The organism is Cryptosporangium sp. NPDC051539, assembly GCF_044454545.1.
Lineage (GTDB): Bacteria > Actinomycetota > Actinomycetes > Mycobacteriales > Cryptosporangiaceae > Cryptosporangium.
Genome location: NZ_JBITDV010000006.1, coordinates 144,883 through 161,499, shown reverse-complemented (window position 1 = coordinate 161,499; position 16,617 = coordinate 144,883). Strand labels below are relative to the sequence as shown.

The following is a 16,617-nucleotide window of genomic DNA, read 5'->3' as shown; positions in this document are numbered from 1 at the left end:
GGTGCGACAGAAGTTCACCAGGTGAGCACGTCGCGCGACGAAAAAGGGTTCATCCGTTTCCTGCTCGGATGGGCGGCGGGTCGGGTGCGGTCTCATGCCCCCAGCCTGCCTCGGGTCTAGTTGCGGAACCAGGTGCGTTGGGCGGTGACGACGATCAGTGCGTCGGCGGGGCGGGTCGCTGCGCCGGCCAGCCGCGACTCCTCCAGCGTGCTCGACGCGAGATCCCAATGACGCTTCGACGCCGTGCCGACGTCGACGTACTGCAGGCGCACGGCCGCGGAGACGCTGTCGGGAGCGGCCCGGCCGAAGCTCAGCGTGACCCGGGTGCCGTCCTTGTCGTAGGCGGCGGCGTTCTCCGCGAACGGCCTCGACCGGCCGGCGGCGACCCGGTCGGACGCCACCGTCCAGCCCGCCCGCACGAGCTGGTCCTGAGCCGCGCTCACCGCCTGCTCGAGGCCGGTCTGCGCGATCGCGAGCACCTCGGTCTGCCTGGTCGCGCAGAGCCAGTCGAAGTCGTCTGGTGAGGTGCTCCAGTGCGAGCCCTTGTAGCAGGTCGCGTCCTGCGCGGTGCCGACCGCGACGGTGTCGCGTTGCCGGACGACCGCGGCCGCGGCGGCGGTCTGCTCCGCCGCGCCGTCGAACGCGTCGGCCAGCGCGTCGCTCCGCAGGTCGGGCGGCGGGTCGCGGTGGACGACGCCGGTGACCACGACCGAGCCGACCAGGCAGCCGGCCACGAGCACGACGAACGCGGCCACGAGCAGCACGATCGTCCGTTTGCGCCGCCGGACGGCCGGAACCGCCTCGTCGCCGAGCAGGACGTCTTCCAGCGCGCCCTCGGGGGCCTCGGGCGCCTCGAAGGCCTCGTCGACCGGCGTGGTTTCGGACATCGGTCCGACCCTACTGACCCGCCACCACCGCGTCGGCACGCGGCCACCCGGCCGGGCGTCCGGACACGTCAGCGACTGAACCACGTGCGCTGGGCGGTGACGGTGAGGAGCAGCGTCCGCGGGCCGACGGCCTGGAGTGGCCCGCCGCGCAGCACCGCACCGCGCTCGATCCAGTACGGCTGCGTCGACGATCCGAGCTGAACCTGCTGGAACAGCAGACAGTCCTGGACGAAGCCCGGCGACGGCCGTCCGAAGCCGAGCGTCACCTGGGTGCCGCCGAGCGAGTAGCCCGCCGCCTGCACGGTGCCGGCCAGCGCTCCGTCGGTCGGTGACGACGACGGGCCGGGTGTCACGGTCGGGTCGGCCAGCACGCGATCGGTCAGGCCCTGGTTGAGGTAGTCGTACTCCTTGTGCCACCCGGCACCGACGAGCTCGGCCTGGGCCGCGCGGATCGCCCCCGGCATGCTCGTGAGCGCGACCGATCGCACCGACATGTGCCTGCTCGAGCACCGCCAGGAGAATCGGTCCCACCGCATGAACTCCCGCGAGCCGCGGAAGCACGCGTCGACCTGGGCCGACTCGACCGCCGAGGTCCCGGCCGGCGCGATCCCGCCGACCACCTCGGCGACCCGGCGCGCGGCGTCCGCCCGGGCCGCTACCAGCCCGGCACTGTCGATCTCCGGCGCGGGCGGACGGCCGTAGAGCCGCTTCAGCCCGGCGACGCCACCAACGCAGGACGCCGCGACGACCACGAACGCGAGGAAGACCAGGCCCAGGCTGAGCAAAGTCCGGTCTCGCCCATCGTCCGCCGGTTCGTCCGGGATCACATCTCGACAGTAACCAGATGACGGCCCGCGGTGGTGACGATCTCGATCGACTCGACGTTGTCGGGCCCGATCGCGGCGTTACCGGTGACCATCCAGCCGTTCGTGGCGTTGGCCGCCTTCTCCGAGATCACCCAGCTGCCCGCGTCTTCGTCGACGTCGTCCTTGCCGTGCACGACCATCCGGCACTCTTCGCCGGCCTTGATGCCCTTGATCACCGCGTTCACGTGCACCCAGCCGGCGGCGGGCACCATGGTCGCGGTCAGGTGCGCCCCGGTCGACGGGTCGGTGGCGCTGACCGTCCGGCTGCCGGGCACGGTGGCCGAGGCCGACGGTCCGGCCGCCAATGGCTGCTGCTCGCCCGAGCGTCCGACGATGACGCCGCCACCGATTCCGAGGGCGAGCGCGACCACGGCGGCGGCCCCGGCGATCAGAAACCGGCCCCGGCCGGGCTTGGCCGCGGACTCTTCCCGGGCCGCCCGCAGCGTGCGCTGCAGCAGCAGGTCGGCCTCCGGATCCGGGCCGTCCATGAACAGCTCCGGCGGGACCTCGTCCAGCGCGTCCTCGATCTCGCGCAGGATCGTGACCTCGTGGCGGCAGGCGGGGCAGGTCGCGAGGTGTTCCTCGACCCGGCGGTAGTCGGCCGGGTCGAGCAGGCCGAACAGGTAGCCGGCGATGTCGACGTGTCCGTGCGGCGCGGTCATCGGGTCACCATCCCCAGGCCCGCGTCGCGCCCGCCGAACGAATCGCGCAAGGTTCTCAGCGCGTAGAACGTTCTGCTCTTCACGGTCCCGACCGGAACTCCGAGCGCGTCGGCCGCCTCCTTGATGGTGCGGCCCCGCAGGTAGATCTGGATGAGGACGTCACGGTGCTCGGCCGGCAGCTGCTCCAGCGCGTCCATCACGACCATCTGGTTGACGACGTGATCGGCGTGGTCGCGGGCAACCGGCGGCTTGTAGGGCACCTCGGGAACCTCGGTGGGCCGGGCCGCCCGGGCGCGCGTGTGGTCGATGACGATGTTGCGGGCCACCGTGAGCAGCCAGCCCCGCACCGAGCCTTTGCCGTTCACCATCACGTCGGGATTTCGCCAGGCCCGGAGGATCGTCTCCTGGACGATGTCCTCGGCCAGTGATCGGTCTTCGGTCAGGCGGGTGACGTAGGCCAGTAACGCGCGTCCGTGCTCGGCGAACAGCGACCGGATCAGCGCTTCGTTCCCAGCCGGGCCGGGTCGCTGACCAGCGCTTCGGACCATCCGCCGCTCCCCTCGTGGCACCGCGTCGCGAGACAGACCCTGACTGTAGGGCACCGCGCTGCCCGGCTGCCCGTAGGCCGGTGCGGCCTGACGTTTCGGTGGCACGCGTGGGACGGTGCCGAGCTCGATTCGGCGGTCCGCCCGGAACGTGCCGGGCGTCAGGGTCAGTACGGTCACGGTGGCCCCTCATGCTGGGTGGATCCCACGCTGACACGGGTGCCGCCGGAAGAAGGTTCACGGCCGGCCGTGGCCCGGACCGGAGCGGAACACACCACCGGCGTCACGCGCGCCCCATTCGTGTACAGCGCACCCGGGCGAACGGCAGATATATCCGCACGGCAATAGAAGCGCAATTTCGCGGCCCTAACGTCACCACGAACCGATTGCGGCTTGCCCACCGAGGAGGCCAAATGACCGAAGTCAAAGCCACCGAGTCGTTACCCGCGGAGACGCACCACAACGCGGCCGGTGACAGTCTGATCAAACCGGACTACGACCCCCGGCTGGCCAATGAAGACCTCGCGCCGCTCAGGAAACAGAATTGGACCTCGTACAACTTCTTCGCGTTCTGGATGTCCGACGTCCACAGCGTCGGCGGCTATCTCACCGCGGGTAGCCTGTTCGCGCTCGGGCTCGTCGCCTGGCAGGTACTGATCGCGCTGCTCGTCGGCATCACGATCGTGTACTTCCTGTGCAACCTGGTCGCCAGACCCTCGCAGCGCACCGGAACGCCCTATCCGGTCGCCTCCCGGATCCCGTTCGGCGTGCTCGGCGCCAACATCCCGGCGATCATCCGCGGCCTGATCGCGGTGGCCTGGTACGGCATCCAGACGTATCTGGCGTCGGCCGCGCTGATCGTGGTCGCACTCCGGCTGGACTCCGGGCTCGCGCCCTGGGCCGACGTCGACCAGCACGGTTTCCTCGGCCTGTCCGCGCTGGGCTGGGCCGGGTTCGGCGTCATGTGGGTACTGCAGGCGGTCGTGTTCTGGCGCGGAATGGAAGCGATCAAGAAATTCATCGACTTCTGCGGTCCGGCCGTTTATCTGGTGATGTTCCTGCTGGCGGGATATCTGGTCTGGAAGGCCGGATGGTCGAATCTCGACTTCAACCTGTCGGAGAGCGGCGAGACGCTCACCGGCTGGCCGGCCTGGCAGGAAACGATCATCGCGATCGCCCTGGTCGTTTCCTACTTCTCCGGCCCCATGCTGAACTACGGCGACTTCGCCCGCTACGGCAAGACGTTCGGCGCGGTCAAGAAAGGCAACTTCCTCGGGCTCCCGGTCAACTTCCTGGTCTTCGCGATCCTCGTCGTGGTGACCGCGGCGGCGACCCGTCCGGTCTTCAGCGAGCTGATCACCGACCCGGTCGAGACCGTGGCCCGTCTCGACAGCACGTTCGCGGTGGTGCTGGGCGCGCTGACGTTCATGATCGCCACGATCGGCATCAACATCGTCGCGAACTTCGTCTCGCCGGCGTTCGACTTCTCGAACGTCTCGCCCCAGCGGATCAGCTGGCGGGCCGGCGGCATGATCGCCGCGGTCGGCTCGGTGCTGATCACGCCGTGGAACCTCTACAACTCGCCGGACACGATCCACTACACCCTGGACGTCCTCGGCGCGTTCATCGGCCCGCTCTACGGCGTCCTGATCGCCGACTACTACCTGGTGAAGAAGCAGCAGGTCGTCGTCGACGAGCTCTACACGCTGAGCCCGCGCGGCCGGTACCACTACGTCCGCGGGTACAACCCGGTAGCGATCCTCGCGACCGCGATCGCCGCGGTGATCGGCGTGGTCGTCGTGTTCACCGCGTCGTCCGACGTGGCCGCGTTCAGCTGGTTCATCGGGGCCGGGATCTCGTTCGCGGTCTACATCGGGCTGAAGTCGCGGATTCCGCACTCGGCCCCGGCGTCCGTGGACGCCTGACGCTCGGCGCGGCGGAGGCCCGCACGGCCTCCGCCGCCTTCGTCGTGGGAGACCCTCGTGTTGATCCGCATCATCAACCCGAACACGACCGAATCGATGACCCGGCAGATGGGAACGTGCGCGGCCGCGGTCGCGGCGGTCGGCACGACGATCGAGGCCGTGACGTCTCCGATGGGCCCGGCCTCGATCGAGAGCCACTACGACGAGGCGCTCGCCGTTCCCGGCCTGCTGCAGGTCATCGCGGCCGGAGAGGCCGACGGGTACGTCGTCGGGTGCTTCGGCGACCCCGGGGTCGACGCGGCCCGCGAACTCGCGGCCGGCCCGGTCCTCGGCATCGCCGAGGGCGCGATGCGCACCGCGGTCCTGCTCGGCCGCGGGTTCAGCGTCGTCACGACGCTGGGCCGGACGGCCGGGCGCGCCTGGGAGCTCGCGTCGCGTTTCGGTCTGGCGGACGCGTGCCGGCGGGTCCGGGCCTGCGAGATCCCGGTGCTGGATCTGGAGTCGCCGGCCGCCGAGGCGCGGATCACCGAGGAGTGCCGGCGCGCGGTGATCGAGGACGAGGCCGACGTGATCGTGCTCGGGTGCGCCGGAATGGCGGACCTTTGCGCGCGGATCAGCGCGGCGGTCGGCGTCCCGGTCGTGGACGGCGTCGCGGCGGCCACGAAGATGGTGGAGGGCCTGGTCGCGCTCGGGCTGCGGACCAGCACGCGGCTGGAGTACGCACCCCCGCCGCCGAAGGCCTACACCGGGCTATTGCGGTCGTTCGACATCGGTGGGAAACCGTCTGCCCCTACCGTATTTGCGGGAGGTGGCGGCCATGGCGCCGAAGAAGCGATCGTCCTACTTCGCGAGCAAGGTGGCGCCGATTCCCGGGGCGTCCCGGGCCGAGGTGCTCAACGAGTTGCGCCGGGTGATCCTGGCCGGTGAGGTGCCGCCGGGAGCGCCGATCGCGGTCGGCGAGGTCGCCGAGAAGTTCGCGATCAGCCTGATCCCGGTCCGCGAGTCGCTGATGACGCTCATCGGCGAGGGTCTCGTCGACCATCGTCCGCGCGGCGGCTACGCGGTCGCCCAGCTCACGCTGGCCGAGCTCCGCGAGGTGTACGTGGTGCGGCGGGTGCTGGAGGCGGCCGCGCTGTCGGCCGCCGTGGGTCTGGCCGGGCCCCGCGACGACGTCCGGGCCGGGGAGGCACTGGCCGCGCTGGAGCAGGCGGTGACCGACGACGACTCGGCCGGCTACCACCGGGAGAGCCGGCGCTTCCACATGGCGTTGCTGGCTCCGTCGGGGATGCAGCGGCTGCGTTACGTCCTGGAGTCGGCCTGGAACGTCACCGAGCCGTGCCGTCCGATGGCCTACATCGGGGTCGAGGAGCGGTCCGCGCTGCACGCGGATCACCACGCGATGCTGGCCGCGTTCGTGGCCCGCGACGCCGACGCGCTGCTCGCGCTGTCGGCCACGCATCACCAGCGCCTGGAGAGTTCGATCGCCGACCTGCCGCCGGAAACCGGCCTGTTCGCGGCCCCGTGATCCTCGCGATGGCTTCGGAGCACGCCGACGCGGTGCTCGAGATCTACCGGCTGGGGATGGCCACCGGGCTGGCCACGTTCGAGACCTCGGTGCCGTCGTCGGAGACGTTCTCGGCGGCCCGCCTGCCGTCGCACCGGTTCGTCGGATCGGCCGGCGCGACGGTGCCTGGCGCGACACGGTCCTGATCGAATGGCGCAGCCCGGCCGTGTCCTGACCCCGGTCCGGCTGCTCCTCTCGTTCGGTCCGGGCGTCCGCCCGACCGCGGAGGCCCGGCCTAGGCGACGCGGACGCGGGGGGCGTCCTCCGGGACCCAGGCGAGCTCGCCGCGGGCGACCAGGTACTGGACGTGGGCGGAGGTCTCGCCGAGCGCGGCGAACCGCATCCGGCCGATCTCCTCCCAGGGGCGCGACCAGGTCAGCGTCTTCGCGATCTCCCACGTCGTCGGCTCCCCCGACGAACGCACGACCGCGACGAGTTCCTGGCAGCGCTCCTCGTGGTGCGCGATCAGCTCCGCGGTGCGCGCGGCCAGCCCGCGGAACCGGTACTCGTGCGCCGGGAGCACGTCGTGGTCGTCGAACGCGGCGACTTTCGCCAGCGACTCCAGGAACCGGGCGAGCGGCTCCGCGTCCTGCGACGGGCCGAGGCCGATGTTCGGGCTGATCCGCGGCAGCACGTGGTCGCCGGTGAAGAGCAGTTTCGCGTCCTCTTCGGCCAGGCAGATGTGGCCGGGCGTGTGCCCGGGCGTCCACACCGTACGGATCCGCCGCCCGGGCAGCGGGACCAGGTCCCCGTCCGCGAGCAGCACGTCGGGTTCGGCCATCCGGAAGTCGGGCTGGCTGCGCGGGTCGCCGCCGCCGAGCAGGGCCTCGATCTCGTCCTCGGACGCGCCCGACACCCGCAGGATCTGCGACATCCCGGCGTGCCGTTGCTCCCCCGTCGTGATGCCGAAGCGCTGCGGCATCGAGTCGCGCTCGGCCGGGTGCATCGCCACCCACGCGCCGGTCTCGGCCCGCAGCTTCATCGAGAGCCCGTGGTGATCGGGGTGGACGTGCGTCGCTACCACGCCGATCACGTCGCTCAGCGCGAACCCCGCCGTGCCCAGGCCCGACACGAGCGCGGCCCAGGTCTCGTCGTCGTTCCAGCCCGGATCGACGACCACCACGCCGGTGTCACCCGGAACGAGGTAGCTCAGCGTGTACCGCAGCGGGTTGTCGGGGATCGGCACCGGCACCGACCAGAGCCCGGCGGGGAGTTTCTCCACCGGTGGCATCTCCCGGCGCCCCCAGGCCGCCTGCTGCTCGGTACCCAGCACGACGATCCCGCTCGCTGCCACCGCTGTCTCCCTCGGGCCCGACTACACTCCGACGATAATGCCGACGATCGTCGTCGGCAATTATTAACCGACGACGATCGTCGGCAAAACGCCGGGGAGGTGGCGTTGGTCAGGACCGCACGGGGCCGTCCGCGCAATCCCGAGGTCGAGAACCGGATCGCGACCGCCGCCCTCGCCATCTACGGCGACCACGGCTGGGCCGGATTCAACTTCGAGGCGGTCGCCCGCGCCGCCGACGTCAGCCGCGACTCGCTCTACCGCCGCTGGAAGGACCGCCGGGCACTGCTGGTCGACGCGATCGCCCGGGTCGAACCGGCGCCGACGTCCGTCGACGGGCTGAGCCTGCGCGACACGCTGCTGCGGACCGCGCTGAGCAGCCTCGAGCGCTACCTGGCTCCGGGCGGGAACGCGCTGCTGCGGCTCTACGTCGAGGCGCCGCAGGACCCGGAACTGCTCGAGCTGTTCCACCGCGAGGTCATCACGCCCGCGGTGCGCCGGACCCGTCAGCTGGTCCGGGACGCCGTGGACGCCGGTTCGCTCCCGGCCGAGGCCAATCCCACGGCGATCATCGACAGCGTGTTCGGCGCGGTGCTCATGCACGTGCTCGCGACCCCGGCCGAGCTGCGTCCGAAGATGGTCGAGCAAGCCGAGCAGTACGTCACCGACGTCGTCGACATGACGCTGCGTGGCGCCTACTACCGCGATGCGTCGCCCGGAGGGACCGGGCGCTAGGTTGCGCGCATGACCGACCCCACCGGACCCGCTCTGGGGATCGACTTCGGCACGTCGAACACGGTCGCGGTGCTGCGCCGGGGTGGCGGTCCGCCGGAGACGCTCCTGTTCGACGGCTCGCCGTTGCTGGTGTCCGCGGTCTTCGCCGATCCGAGCGGTCAGTTGCTGACCGGCCGCGACGCGGCCCACGCCGCGCGGTCGCGCCCGGACCGGTTCGAACCGAATCCGAAGCGACGCATCGACGACGGCACGGTCCTTCTGGGGGACGCCGAGCTGCCGGTCACCCAGCTGATCGCCGCAGTGCTGGCGCGCGTCCGGGCCGAGGCGACGCGGGTGGCCGGGCGTCCGCCGGTGTCGGTGACGCTCACGCACCCGGTGAGCTGGGCGTCGCGGCGGCTCGGGTTGCTGACCACGGCGGCGGCGCTGGCCGGGCTCGCCGCGCCGCGGCTGTTGCCGGAGCCGGTCGCGGCCGCGTACGCGTTCCTGGCCCTGCCGGACGTGACGGTGGAGCCCGGGCAGAGCGTCGTGGTGTACGACCTGGGCGGCGGGACGTTCGACGCGACCGTGATGCGCCGGACCCCGGACGGGTTCACGCCGACCGCGACCGAGGGGCTCGGGGATCTCGGCGGCCTGGACATCGACGCGGCGATCTTCGGCTATCTCGGTGCGGCGCTGGGGCCACGCGGGGCCGAACACTGGCACCGGCTGGAGTGGCCCGAGGACGCGGCCGACCGGCGGGCCGCGCGGCTGCTGTGGGACGACGTGCGGACGGCGAAGGAACTGCTGTCGCGGGCGTCGTCGGCGACCGTGCACGTGCCGTTGCTGGGCGACGACCTGCCGCTCGGGCGGGAGCAGATCGAACGGCTGGCGCGGCCGCTGCTCGACCGGACCGTGAGCACGACCCGGAACGCGTTACGCGCGGCCGGGGTGACGGCCGCCGACGTCGCCGGGTTGTTCCTGGTCGGAGGGTCGAGCCGGATCCCGCTGGCGTCGACGCTGCTGTTCCAGCGGCTCGGGATCAGCCCGACGGTCGTCGAGAGCCCGGAGCTGGTGGTAGCCCAGGGCACCCTGGCCGCCCCGGCGTACGTCGACGCCGCCTCCGCCTCAGCTCCGGCTCCGGCCTCAGCCCCGGCCCAGGCCCAGGCCCAGGCCCCGGCCGCCGTAGCCGCCCCCGCCCCGGCCTCCGGCGGCGGCGATCACCGGCCGCCGGCCTCCCCGATCGCCGCAGCCGCCCCGCCCTCGACGCCCCCACGCCACCCGACGTGGCGACCGTGGCAGGTCGTCGCGACCCTCCTCGCCGTCGCCGCGGTCATCGTCGCGTTGATCATCGGCCGCAGCCGCATCACCGACTTCGAAAACGGCCGCGACAACGACACCGCCACCGGCAACGAGACGACCCCGGTCGTCACCAACCCGGTCTGCGGCCGTCACCTCGGCTGGGCCGGCCCACTCACCGGCGTAGCTCCCGACCTGGGCATCAACAGTTTCCGCGGTGCGACGCTCGCGGTCGCCGAGTACAACCGCAAGCACCCCGCCTGCACGGTGACGCTCACCAAGAAGGACACCCAGGGCGAGGCCGGCCGCGCCGTCGAACTCGCACCCGGCCTGGTCGCCGACACGCCCCTGATCGGCGTCATCGGCCCGGCGTTCTCCGGCGAGACCGCCGCCACCGGCGCCACGTTCGAGGCCGCCGGCCTGCCGTTCCTCACGCCCACGGCCACGAACCCCGCGCTGTCGAAGAACCACTGGCGCGCGTTCCACAGCGTCCCCGGCGACGACGACGCCACCGCACTCGCCGCCAAGACCTACGTCACCGAGATCCTCAAGATCCAGCGCGTCTACGTGCTCGACGACGGCTCCGAGTACGGCGACCAGCAGGGCCGGGCCGTCGCCGACGCGCTCGGCGACGCCATGGTCGGCCGCCTGACGATCACGCCGGGCCAGACGAACTACGCCGACGTCACCCGGCGCATCCTCTCCTCCGGCGCCGCCGCCGTGTTCTTCGGCGGCTACTACGACGACGCCGGACGCCTGCGCAAGGCGCTGGTGCAGGCACATGTCACCGCCCCGCTGGTCACCGGCGACGGCGTCAAGGACGACCAGTTCCTCCGGATCGCCGGGCCGTACGCCGACGGCACCATCACGCTCTGCCCGTGCGCGCCTCCCGAGCGCCTCGACCAGAAGTTCACCACCGCCTACCGGGCCATGTTCGGCGCCGGCCCCGGCGTCTACTCGGCCGAGGGCTACGACGCCGCCCAGGTGTTCCTGGCCGGGATCGAGGCCGGCAACGGCTCGCGGGAACAGATGATGGATTTCGTCGACGGCTACGACCACGAGGGCCTCACCGGCCACCTCGCGTTCGACGACGACGGCCGGGCCAAGGATCCGACGATCTGGGCCTACCGCTTCACCGCGACCTCGATCGTCGCCGAGCGTGGCATCAAGTAATCACGTCCGCTTCGCCTAACGTTCACCACCCCGATTCCGGGTGTTGGCCGACGGACCCGGCATCGCTTGTCTCGCCGCGACACGATCGACCCATGGGGCCTGAACAGCAGCCTTTCCCCCGAACAGTCGCTGCGCTTTCAGGAGAAATGGGGACATCGGATTGAGGCGTTGGCTGGGCATCGCGCTCGCCGTCGTGCTGGTCGTCGGAGTAGCGGTCGTCGCCGTCCTCGGCCGTAACCGCGGCAACGACGACCGGGGCACCACCGCCGGGGGCTGCCGGAGCACCACCACGGTCCGCGGCGTCGTCGGCTCGGAGAAGTCGGCGTTCTTCGCGGATCAGCGGGTCAAGGACGCGTTCGCCACCCACTGTCTGGACGTCCAGGTCGACCCGGCCGGCTCCCGGGAGATCGCGACCACGGTCAACCTGGACCAGTACGCGTTCGCGTTCCCGTCCAGTGCGCCGGCGGGCGAGAAGATCCAGCGGCTGCGCAAGGCCGGCCGGGTCTACACGCCGTTCACCTCACCGATGGCCATCGCGACGTTCACGCCGATCGTCGAGGTGCTCACCCGGGCGGGCGTCGTGCACAAGAGCGGCTCGTACACGGTGCTGGACATGGAGAAGTACCTCGACCTGGTCGCGAAGAACACCCGCTGGAACGCACTGCCGGGCAACACCGCGTACGCGGCCCGCAAGTCGGTGCTGATCAGCACGACCGACCCGCGCTCGTCGAACTCGGCCGCGATGTACACCAGCATCGCGTCCTACGTGCTGAACGGGAACGACGTCGTGCAGAACGCCGCGCAGGAGCGGAACGTCGTGCCGACGATGGCGAAGCTGTTCCTCAACCAGGGGTACACCGACAGCTCGTCCGAGGGCCCGTTCGAGGACTACCTCGCCACCGGCATGAGCAAGACGCCGATGGTGATGGTCTACGAGGCCCAGTACGTCGACCGGCTCAACCGCAAGGACGGCTCGATCCGGCCGGACATGACGCTGATCTACCCGTCGCCGACCGTGCTCTCCAAGCACACGCTGGTGCCGCTCCGGCCGACCGGCAACCAGGTCGGCCAGCTGCTGACCAGCGACCCGACGCTGACCGGGCTGGCCGCCACGTTCGGCTTCCGCACGGCCACCCCGAAAGCCTTCGACACGGTGCTGACCAAGGCCGGTCCGCCGGCCGCTCCGGTGGCCCGTGACCTGGTGGACGTCGTCGATCCGCCCACCTACGAAACGCTCGAGCGCCTGCTGACCGCCATCGCCGGCGCGTACGACCGCTGAGAGGAACCACCCCGTGACACTGCAACCCCCCGAGCCGGATCCGCTGGTACTGACTCCCCCGGAGCCGGTAGCCGCGATTCCCGCCGAGAGAGCCGCCACACTCGTCCCGATCGCCGACGCGACCCGCAGCCAGCTCGAGGAGCGCGCCGCGACGTTCGTCGACTCGATCGCCGATCTCGACCCGCGCACGCCGGAGTTCCTGAGCCGGGTCAACTCGGTCGCCACGCTGGGCGACTCCGACGTCCGGGCGTCCGCGCAGGTCACCAACCGGATGCTCGACCGGTCGCTGTCGACGCTGGCCGGCGCGAAGGGCGAGGGTGCCGACGCCCAGCAACGGGTCGGGAAGAACCTGGTCGAGCTGCGCCGGATCGTCGAGGACCTCGACCCGGGCGACCCGAACGCCAAGGGCCGCAAGCTGCTCTCCAAGCTGCCGTTCGGCAACAAGCTGCGTGACCTGGTCTCGCGGTACCAGTCCGCGAACACGAACATCAACAAGATCGTCGTCGCGCTCCGGTCCGGCCAGGACGAACTGCGTCGCGACAACGCCGCGATCCAGGGCGAGCGCACCCGGCTCTGGGACACGATGGGCAAGCTCCAGGAATACGCGGTGCTGGCCCAGGCGCTCGACGCCGCGGTCGAGGCGAAGATCGCCGGAGTCACCGACCCGCAGTACGCCGACGCGCTCCGTGCCGACGTGCTGTTCCCGGTCCGCCAGAAGTACCAGGACCTGCTCGTCCAGCTCGCGGTCTGCGCCCAGGGCTACCTGGCCATGGACACGATCCGCCGGAGCAACGAGGAGCTGATCAAGGGCGTCGAGCGGGCCTCGACGACCACGGTCTCGGCGCTGCGCGTCGCGGTGACGATCGCCCAGGCGCTGGCCAACCAGAAGCAGGTCATCGAGCAGGTCACCGCGCTGCGCGGCACGACGGAAGACCTGATCCGCTCGAACGCCGCGATGCTCGCCGCGCAGAGCGGCCAGATCCAGCAGATCGCCGCCGACCCGGCCGTCGGCGTTGCGACGCTCAAGGCCGCGTTCGACCAGATCTACACGACGCTCGACAGCATCGACACGTTCAAGGCGCGCGCGGTGGAGAACATGGCCACCACCGTGGAGACGCTCAACAGCGAGCTGCAGCGGTCGTCGGCCCATCTCGACCGGTCGCGCCGCAACGAACTCGAGGGCTGAGCGTGCCCAGACTCCAGGTGCCCAGACTCCAGGTCCGCAGCCTCGTCGTCGTCCTCGTCGCGGTGCTGGCGACGGCGGCCTGCACCGGGCCGTCGACGGATCCCTCCCCCGGGTCCTCCGGAGGCACGCGGGGGCCGGAGACGACCCTCCGGGTGCTCGCCGGAAGCGAGCTCGAGGACCTCAAGCCGATCCTGGACGACCTGCGGACCGAGACCGGCGTCACCGTGCAACTCGACTACGCGGGCACGCTCGACGGGGCGCAAGCGGTCGCGGACGGGAGCGCGGGCAAGAAGTACGACGCGGTCTGGTTCTCGTCCAACCGGTACCTCGGCCTGCTGCCCGAGGCCCGCGCGCACCTGGGCCCGCAGGAGAAGATCATGACCTCGCCGGTCGTGCTCGGCGTGAAGCGGTCGGTGGCCGAGAAGCTCGGCTGGGACACCGGACCGGTCACCTGGGCGCAGATCGCCGCGGCGGCCGCGGCGAAGAAGTTCACGTTCGGCATGACCGACCCGTCGGCGTCGAACACCGGCTTCTCCGCGCTGGTCGGGGTCGCGGCCGCGCTCTCCGGCGCCGGCGACGCGCTGACCACCGCCGACGTCGCCAAGGTCGGGCCGCGGCTGAAGACGATGTTCGCCGGTCAGACGCTGACCGCCGGGTCGTCCGGCTGGCTCGCCGACGCGTACGTGAAACGGGCGACCGGCCGGTCGCCCGGTGCCCCGGTCGACGGGCTGATCAACTACGAGTCGGTGCTGCTGTCGCTCAACGCGACCGCGAAGCTGCCGGAGCCGCTGACGCTCGTCTACCCGAGCGACGGCGTGGTCACCGCGGACTACCCGCTGACCCTGCTCGACTCCGCCTCCGCGTCGGCGCGCAACGCCTACACGCGGGTGGTGACCGACCTGCGGTCCCCCGAGCGTCAGAAAGCCATTCTGGACGCCACCCGGCGGCGGCCGATCGAACCCACCGTGCCGCTGCCCGATCCGCTGAAGAAGCCGACGCTGATCGAGTTGCCGTTCCCGGCCCGGCGCGACGCGGTCGACGCGCTGTTGTCGTCGTATCAGAACGAGATCCGGCGACCGTCCCGCACGGTGTACGTGCTCGACGCGTCGGGCTCCATGAAGGGCGATCGGATCAACCGGCTCCGCGCCGCGCTCACCGGGCTGACCGGGGCCGACACCACGCTGTCGGGCCGGTTCGCCCGTTTCCGCGCACGGGAGGAGATCACGCTGCTGGCGTTCGCGTCGGACGTGAAGGCTCCGGTGACGGTGACCGTTCCCGCCGACGGCACTGCCGACGCGGCGCTGGCGCGCATCCGGAACGCGGTGTCGGTGTTGAAGGCCGAGGGTGGCACCGCGGTCTACCAGGCGCTCGACCGGGCGTACGCGCTGCTGCGGTCGAGCCCGGCGACGGGCGGCCCGGTCACGTCGATCGTCCTCATGACCGACGGCGAGAACACCAGCGGACCGAAGCTCGCCGACTTCCGGAGGTTCTTCGCCGGGTATCCGGCCGCACAGCGGACGGTCCCGGTGTACCCGGTGCTGTTCGGCGAGAGCCGCGACAGCGAGATGGATCAGATCGCGACGCTGACCGGCGGGCGGACGTTCGACGCCCGGACGGATGCGCTGAACACGGTCTTCAAGGAGATTCGTGGGTACCAATAGGTTCCTGGTCTACCTGAGCTCCCGGAAGAACATCGTCGGATGCGTCGGTGGACTGGCCGGGCTCGGGCTGGGCGCCGCCGGTTTCGGCGGCGCCTGGTGGTGGGTGATGGCCGTCGGGCTCTACGCGGCCGGCGCGCTGGCGACGCCGTCCGAGCGGGTACGGCTGGTCGTCGCGGGCGACTCCTCCGAGGACGCGGCCGCGGTGAGGGCCGACCTGGCCTCGCTGGTCAAGCGCGTGGACGCGGTGAGCGGACGGCTGCCCGCCGGCGCACTGGAACGGGTCCGGGAGACCGCGGAACTGCTGCTGGGTGTCCTCGACCGGCCGGCCGCGCTGGCCGGCGTGCCCGACCAGGCGTACGCGGTGTCACGGGTCGTGCGCTCCGACCTGCCGACGTCACTGGAGTCGTACCTGGCGCTACCCCGCTGGTACGGCGGCGGGCGGCCGTCGGCCGAGCTGATGAAGCAGCTCGACCTGATCCGGGCCGACACCCGGCGGGTGGCCGAAGCGGTCTACGCCGCCGACGAGCAGCGGCTGGCCGACCACACCCGCTACCTGGAGGAGCGGGGCGACCGGCCCAACCCGCTGGAGGGTCCTTAGACCGCAGCGGCGGTGTTCCAGCGGAGCTGCGAGTCGGCGAACCGGTCGCAGATCTCGACGATGCGGGCCTTGTCGACCGGGCGGTAGCCGACCACGACCCGGATCGTCAGCCCGTCGAGCAGGGCCGAGAAGCCCTCGACGAACGTGTCGACGTCGAGGTCGGGTTCGAGCTCACCGGTCGTCTTGCCGAACTCCAGCACCTCGCGGACCAGGCCCTGCCAGCCGGCCTCCAGCTCGGTGATGAGCTGGTGCACGGCCGGGTCGTGGACGGCCTCGGTCCAGGCCTCGAGCCACATCATCAGGTTGCTGTCGCGCAGGCCGTTGGGTGCGGCCGCGTTGAGCAGCCAGCGCCAGCGTTCTTTCGCCGTGGGAAGATCCGCGAACGCCGCGACGGCCTTCTCGCGCAGGTCGGACTCGACGATTCGCAGGGCGGCCATGAACAGGTCGGTCTTGCTCTCGAAGTAGTAGAGGAGATGCGCCCCGGTCATGCCGAGACCTGCGCCGATGTCAGCTAACCGGGCGTTCCGGACTCCGTGCTCACTGAGTACGGAAATGGCCGACCTGGCGATTTCTCGGCTCTTCCCACGTCGCTTCGTTGTCATTGCTGTGTGACCCGTTTCGTCGCGTGGGGACGCTGGTCGCTCCCCCGAACAGTGATATCGCACCGGAACGCGTTCATGGGGTCACACAGCGAAGCGAGTCCATGCAATTCCCGCATAGCGAGACGCCGAAATCGGTCGCACCCTCGCGGGTCCGATCCGGATTTTGAACCTCGGTCAAGAACCCGACTCGCCAGTAACACGCTCGTCCGAGGCCGGAGCCCCGACGGCGGACGCAGAGACACCGGCGACGACTCCTCCCGGACCGGCCCGGGGAGCGGGTCGGCGTCGGCACACTCCACAGTCGGCGCTCCCGCATAGTAGGACGCCGATCCGCGTGCGTAGTCCGCAAAGTTGCGTGCCCCGAAAAA

General features: G+C 71.1%; 15 protein-coding genes and 1 pseudogene. 10 read left to right on the top strand and 6 right to left on the bottom strand.

The features are described 5' to 3' along the window. Window positions 1-116: 116 nt before the first annotated feature. The 4 genes from ACIBZJ_RS19915 to ACIBZJ_RS19900 form a co-directional block, all read right to left on the bottom strand. Window positions 117-887: a hypothetical protein gene (locus ACIBZJ_RS19915; protein WP_395931555.1), complete on the bottom strand. Its 771-nt coding sequence runs from the start codon at window positions 885-887 to the stop codon at window positions 117-119. 68 nt (window positions 888-955) lie between these two features. Beyond that, window positions 956-1,714: a hypothetical protein gene (locus tag ACIBZJ_RS19910; protein ID WP_395931553.1), complete on the bottom strand. Its 759-nt coding sequence runs from the start codon at window positions 1,712-1,714 to the stop codon at window positions 956-958. Next, entirely contained in the window at window positions 1,711-2,415 is a 705-nt protein-coding gene (locus ACIBZJ_RS19905) for an anti-sigma factor family protein (protein ID WP_395931551.1), read from the bottom strand. Before ACIBZJ_RS19905 ends, ACIBZJ_RS19910 begins: the two co-directional genes overlap by 4 nt. Beyond that, entirely contained in the window at window positions 2,412-2,963 is a 552-nt protein-coding gene (locus tag ACIBZJ_RS19900; RefSeq protein ID WP_395932283.1) for a sigma-70 family RNA polymerase sigma factor, read from the bottom strand. Before ACIBZJ_RS19900 ends, ACIBZJ_RS19905 begins: the two co-directional genes overlap by 4 nt. Window positions 2,964-3,373: 410 nt before the next feature. Here ACIBZJ_RS19900 and ACIBZJ_RS19895 point away from each other — a divergent pair, with 410 nt between their 5' ends. From ACIBZJ_RS19895 to ACIBZJ_RS19880, 4 genes and pseudogenes are all read left to right on the top strand, one after another. Continuing rightward, window positions 3,374-4,885 (top strand): NCS1 family nucleobase:cation symporter-1, encoded by a 1,512-nt coding sequence (locus ACIBZJ_RS19895; protein WP_395931549.1) that lies wholly within the window; start codon window positions 3,374-3,376, stop codon window positions 4,883-4,885. A 57-nt stretch (window positions 4,886-4,942) separates the two neighbouring features. Further along, window positions 4,943-5,656 (top strand): annotated as a pseudogene (locus ACIBZJ_RS19890) (aspartate/glutamate racemase family protein); the annotation flags it as partial. A gap of 46 nt (window positions 5,657-5,702) precedes the next feature. Next, window positions 5,703-6,410, top strand: a complete 708-nt coding sequence (locus ACIBZJ_RS19885; protein WP_395931547.1) for a GntR family transcriptional regulator — start codon at window positions 5,703-5,705, stop codon at window positions 6,408-6,410. Window positions 6,411-6,418: 8 nt separating this feature from the next. After that, complete coding sequence (locus ACIBZJ_RS19880) at window positions 6,419-6,595, top strand: hypothetical protein (RefSeq protein WP_395931545.1); 177 nt, start codon at window positions 6,419-6,421, stop codon at window positions 6,593-6,595. Window positions 6,596-6,684: 89 nt separating this feature from the next. Here the strand turns inward: ACIBZJ_RS19880 and ACIBZJ_RS19875 are convergent, their stop codons facing one another. Continuing rightward, window positions 6,685-7,743: an MBL fold metallo-hydrolase gene (locus ACIBZJ_RS19875; protein WP_395931543.1), complete on the bottom strand. Its 1,059-nt coding sequence runs from the start codon at window positions 7,741-7,743 to the stop codon at window positions 6,685-6,687. Between the two features lie 105 nt (window positions 7,744-7,848). Here ACIBZJ_RS19875 and ACIBZJ_RS19870 point away from each other — a divergent pair, with 105 nt between their 5' ends. The 6 genes from ACIBZJ_RS19870 (at window position 7,849) to ACIBZJ_RS19845 (ending at window position 15,647) form a co-directional block, all read left to right on the top strand. Continuing rightward, window positions 7,849-8,475, top strand: a complete 627-nt coding sequence (locus tag ACIBZJ_RS19870; protein ID WP_395931541.1) for a TetR/AcrR family transcriptional regulator — start codon at window positions 7,849-7,851, stop codon at window positions 8,473-8,475. Between the two features lie 9 nt (window positions 8,476-8,484). Then, the gene (locus ACIBZJ_RS19865; protein WP_395931539.1) at window positions 8,485-10,923 is read left to right on the top strand and encodes an ABC transporter substrate-binding protein; all 2,439 of its coding nucleotides are present in this window, start codon (window positions 8,485-8,487) and stop codon (window positions 10,921-10,923) included. Window positions 10,924-11,083: 160 nt separating this feature from the next. Then, on the top strand, window positions 11,084-12,202 hold the full coding sequence (locus ACIBZJ_RS19860; RefSeq protein WP_395931537.1) for a hypothetical protein: 1,119 nt from the start codon (window positions 11,084-11,086) through the stop codon (window positions 12,200-12,202). 13 nt (window positions 12,203-12,215) lie between these two features. Continuing rightward, window positions 12,216-13,388 (top strand): toxic anion resistance protein, encoded by a 1,173-nt coding sequence (locus ACIBZJ_RS19855; RefSeq protein WP_395931535.1) that lies wholly within the window; start codon window positions 12,216-12,218, stop codon window positions 13,386-13,388. A 17-nt stretch (window positions 13,389-13,405) separates the two neighbouring features. Continuing rightward, window positions 13,406-15,049 carry a substrate-binding domain-containing protein gene (locus ACIBZJ_RS19850; RefSeq protein WP_395931533.1) on the top strand — a complete coding sequence of 548 codons (1,644 nt, stop codon included), beginning with the start codon at window positions 13,406-13,408 and terminating at the stop codon, window positions 15,047-15,049. Continuing rightward, a complete protein-coding gene (locus tag ACIBZJ_RS19845) occupies window positions 15,036-15,647 on the top strand; it encodes a hypothetical protein (protein ID WP_395931531.1) in 612 nt (203 codons plus the stop codon). The genes ACIBZJ_RS19850 and ACIBZJ_RS19845 overlap by 14 nt, the downstream gene beginning before the upstream one ends. Here ACIBZJ_RS19845 and ACIBZJ_RS19840 read toward each other — a convergent pair. Further along, window positions 15,644-16,249 (bottom strand): TetR family transcriptional regulator C-terminal domain-containing protein, encoded by a 606-nt coding sequence (locus tag ACIBZJ_RS19840; protein ID WP_395931529.1) that lies wholly within the window; start codon window positions 16,247-16,249, stop codon window positions 15,644-15,646. The two genes, ACIBZJ_RS19845 and ACIBZJ_RS19840, sit on opposite strands and share 4 nt — an antisense overlap. Window positions 16,250-16,617 lie beyond the last annotated feature (368 nt).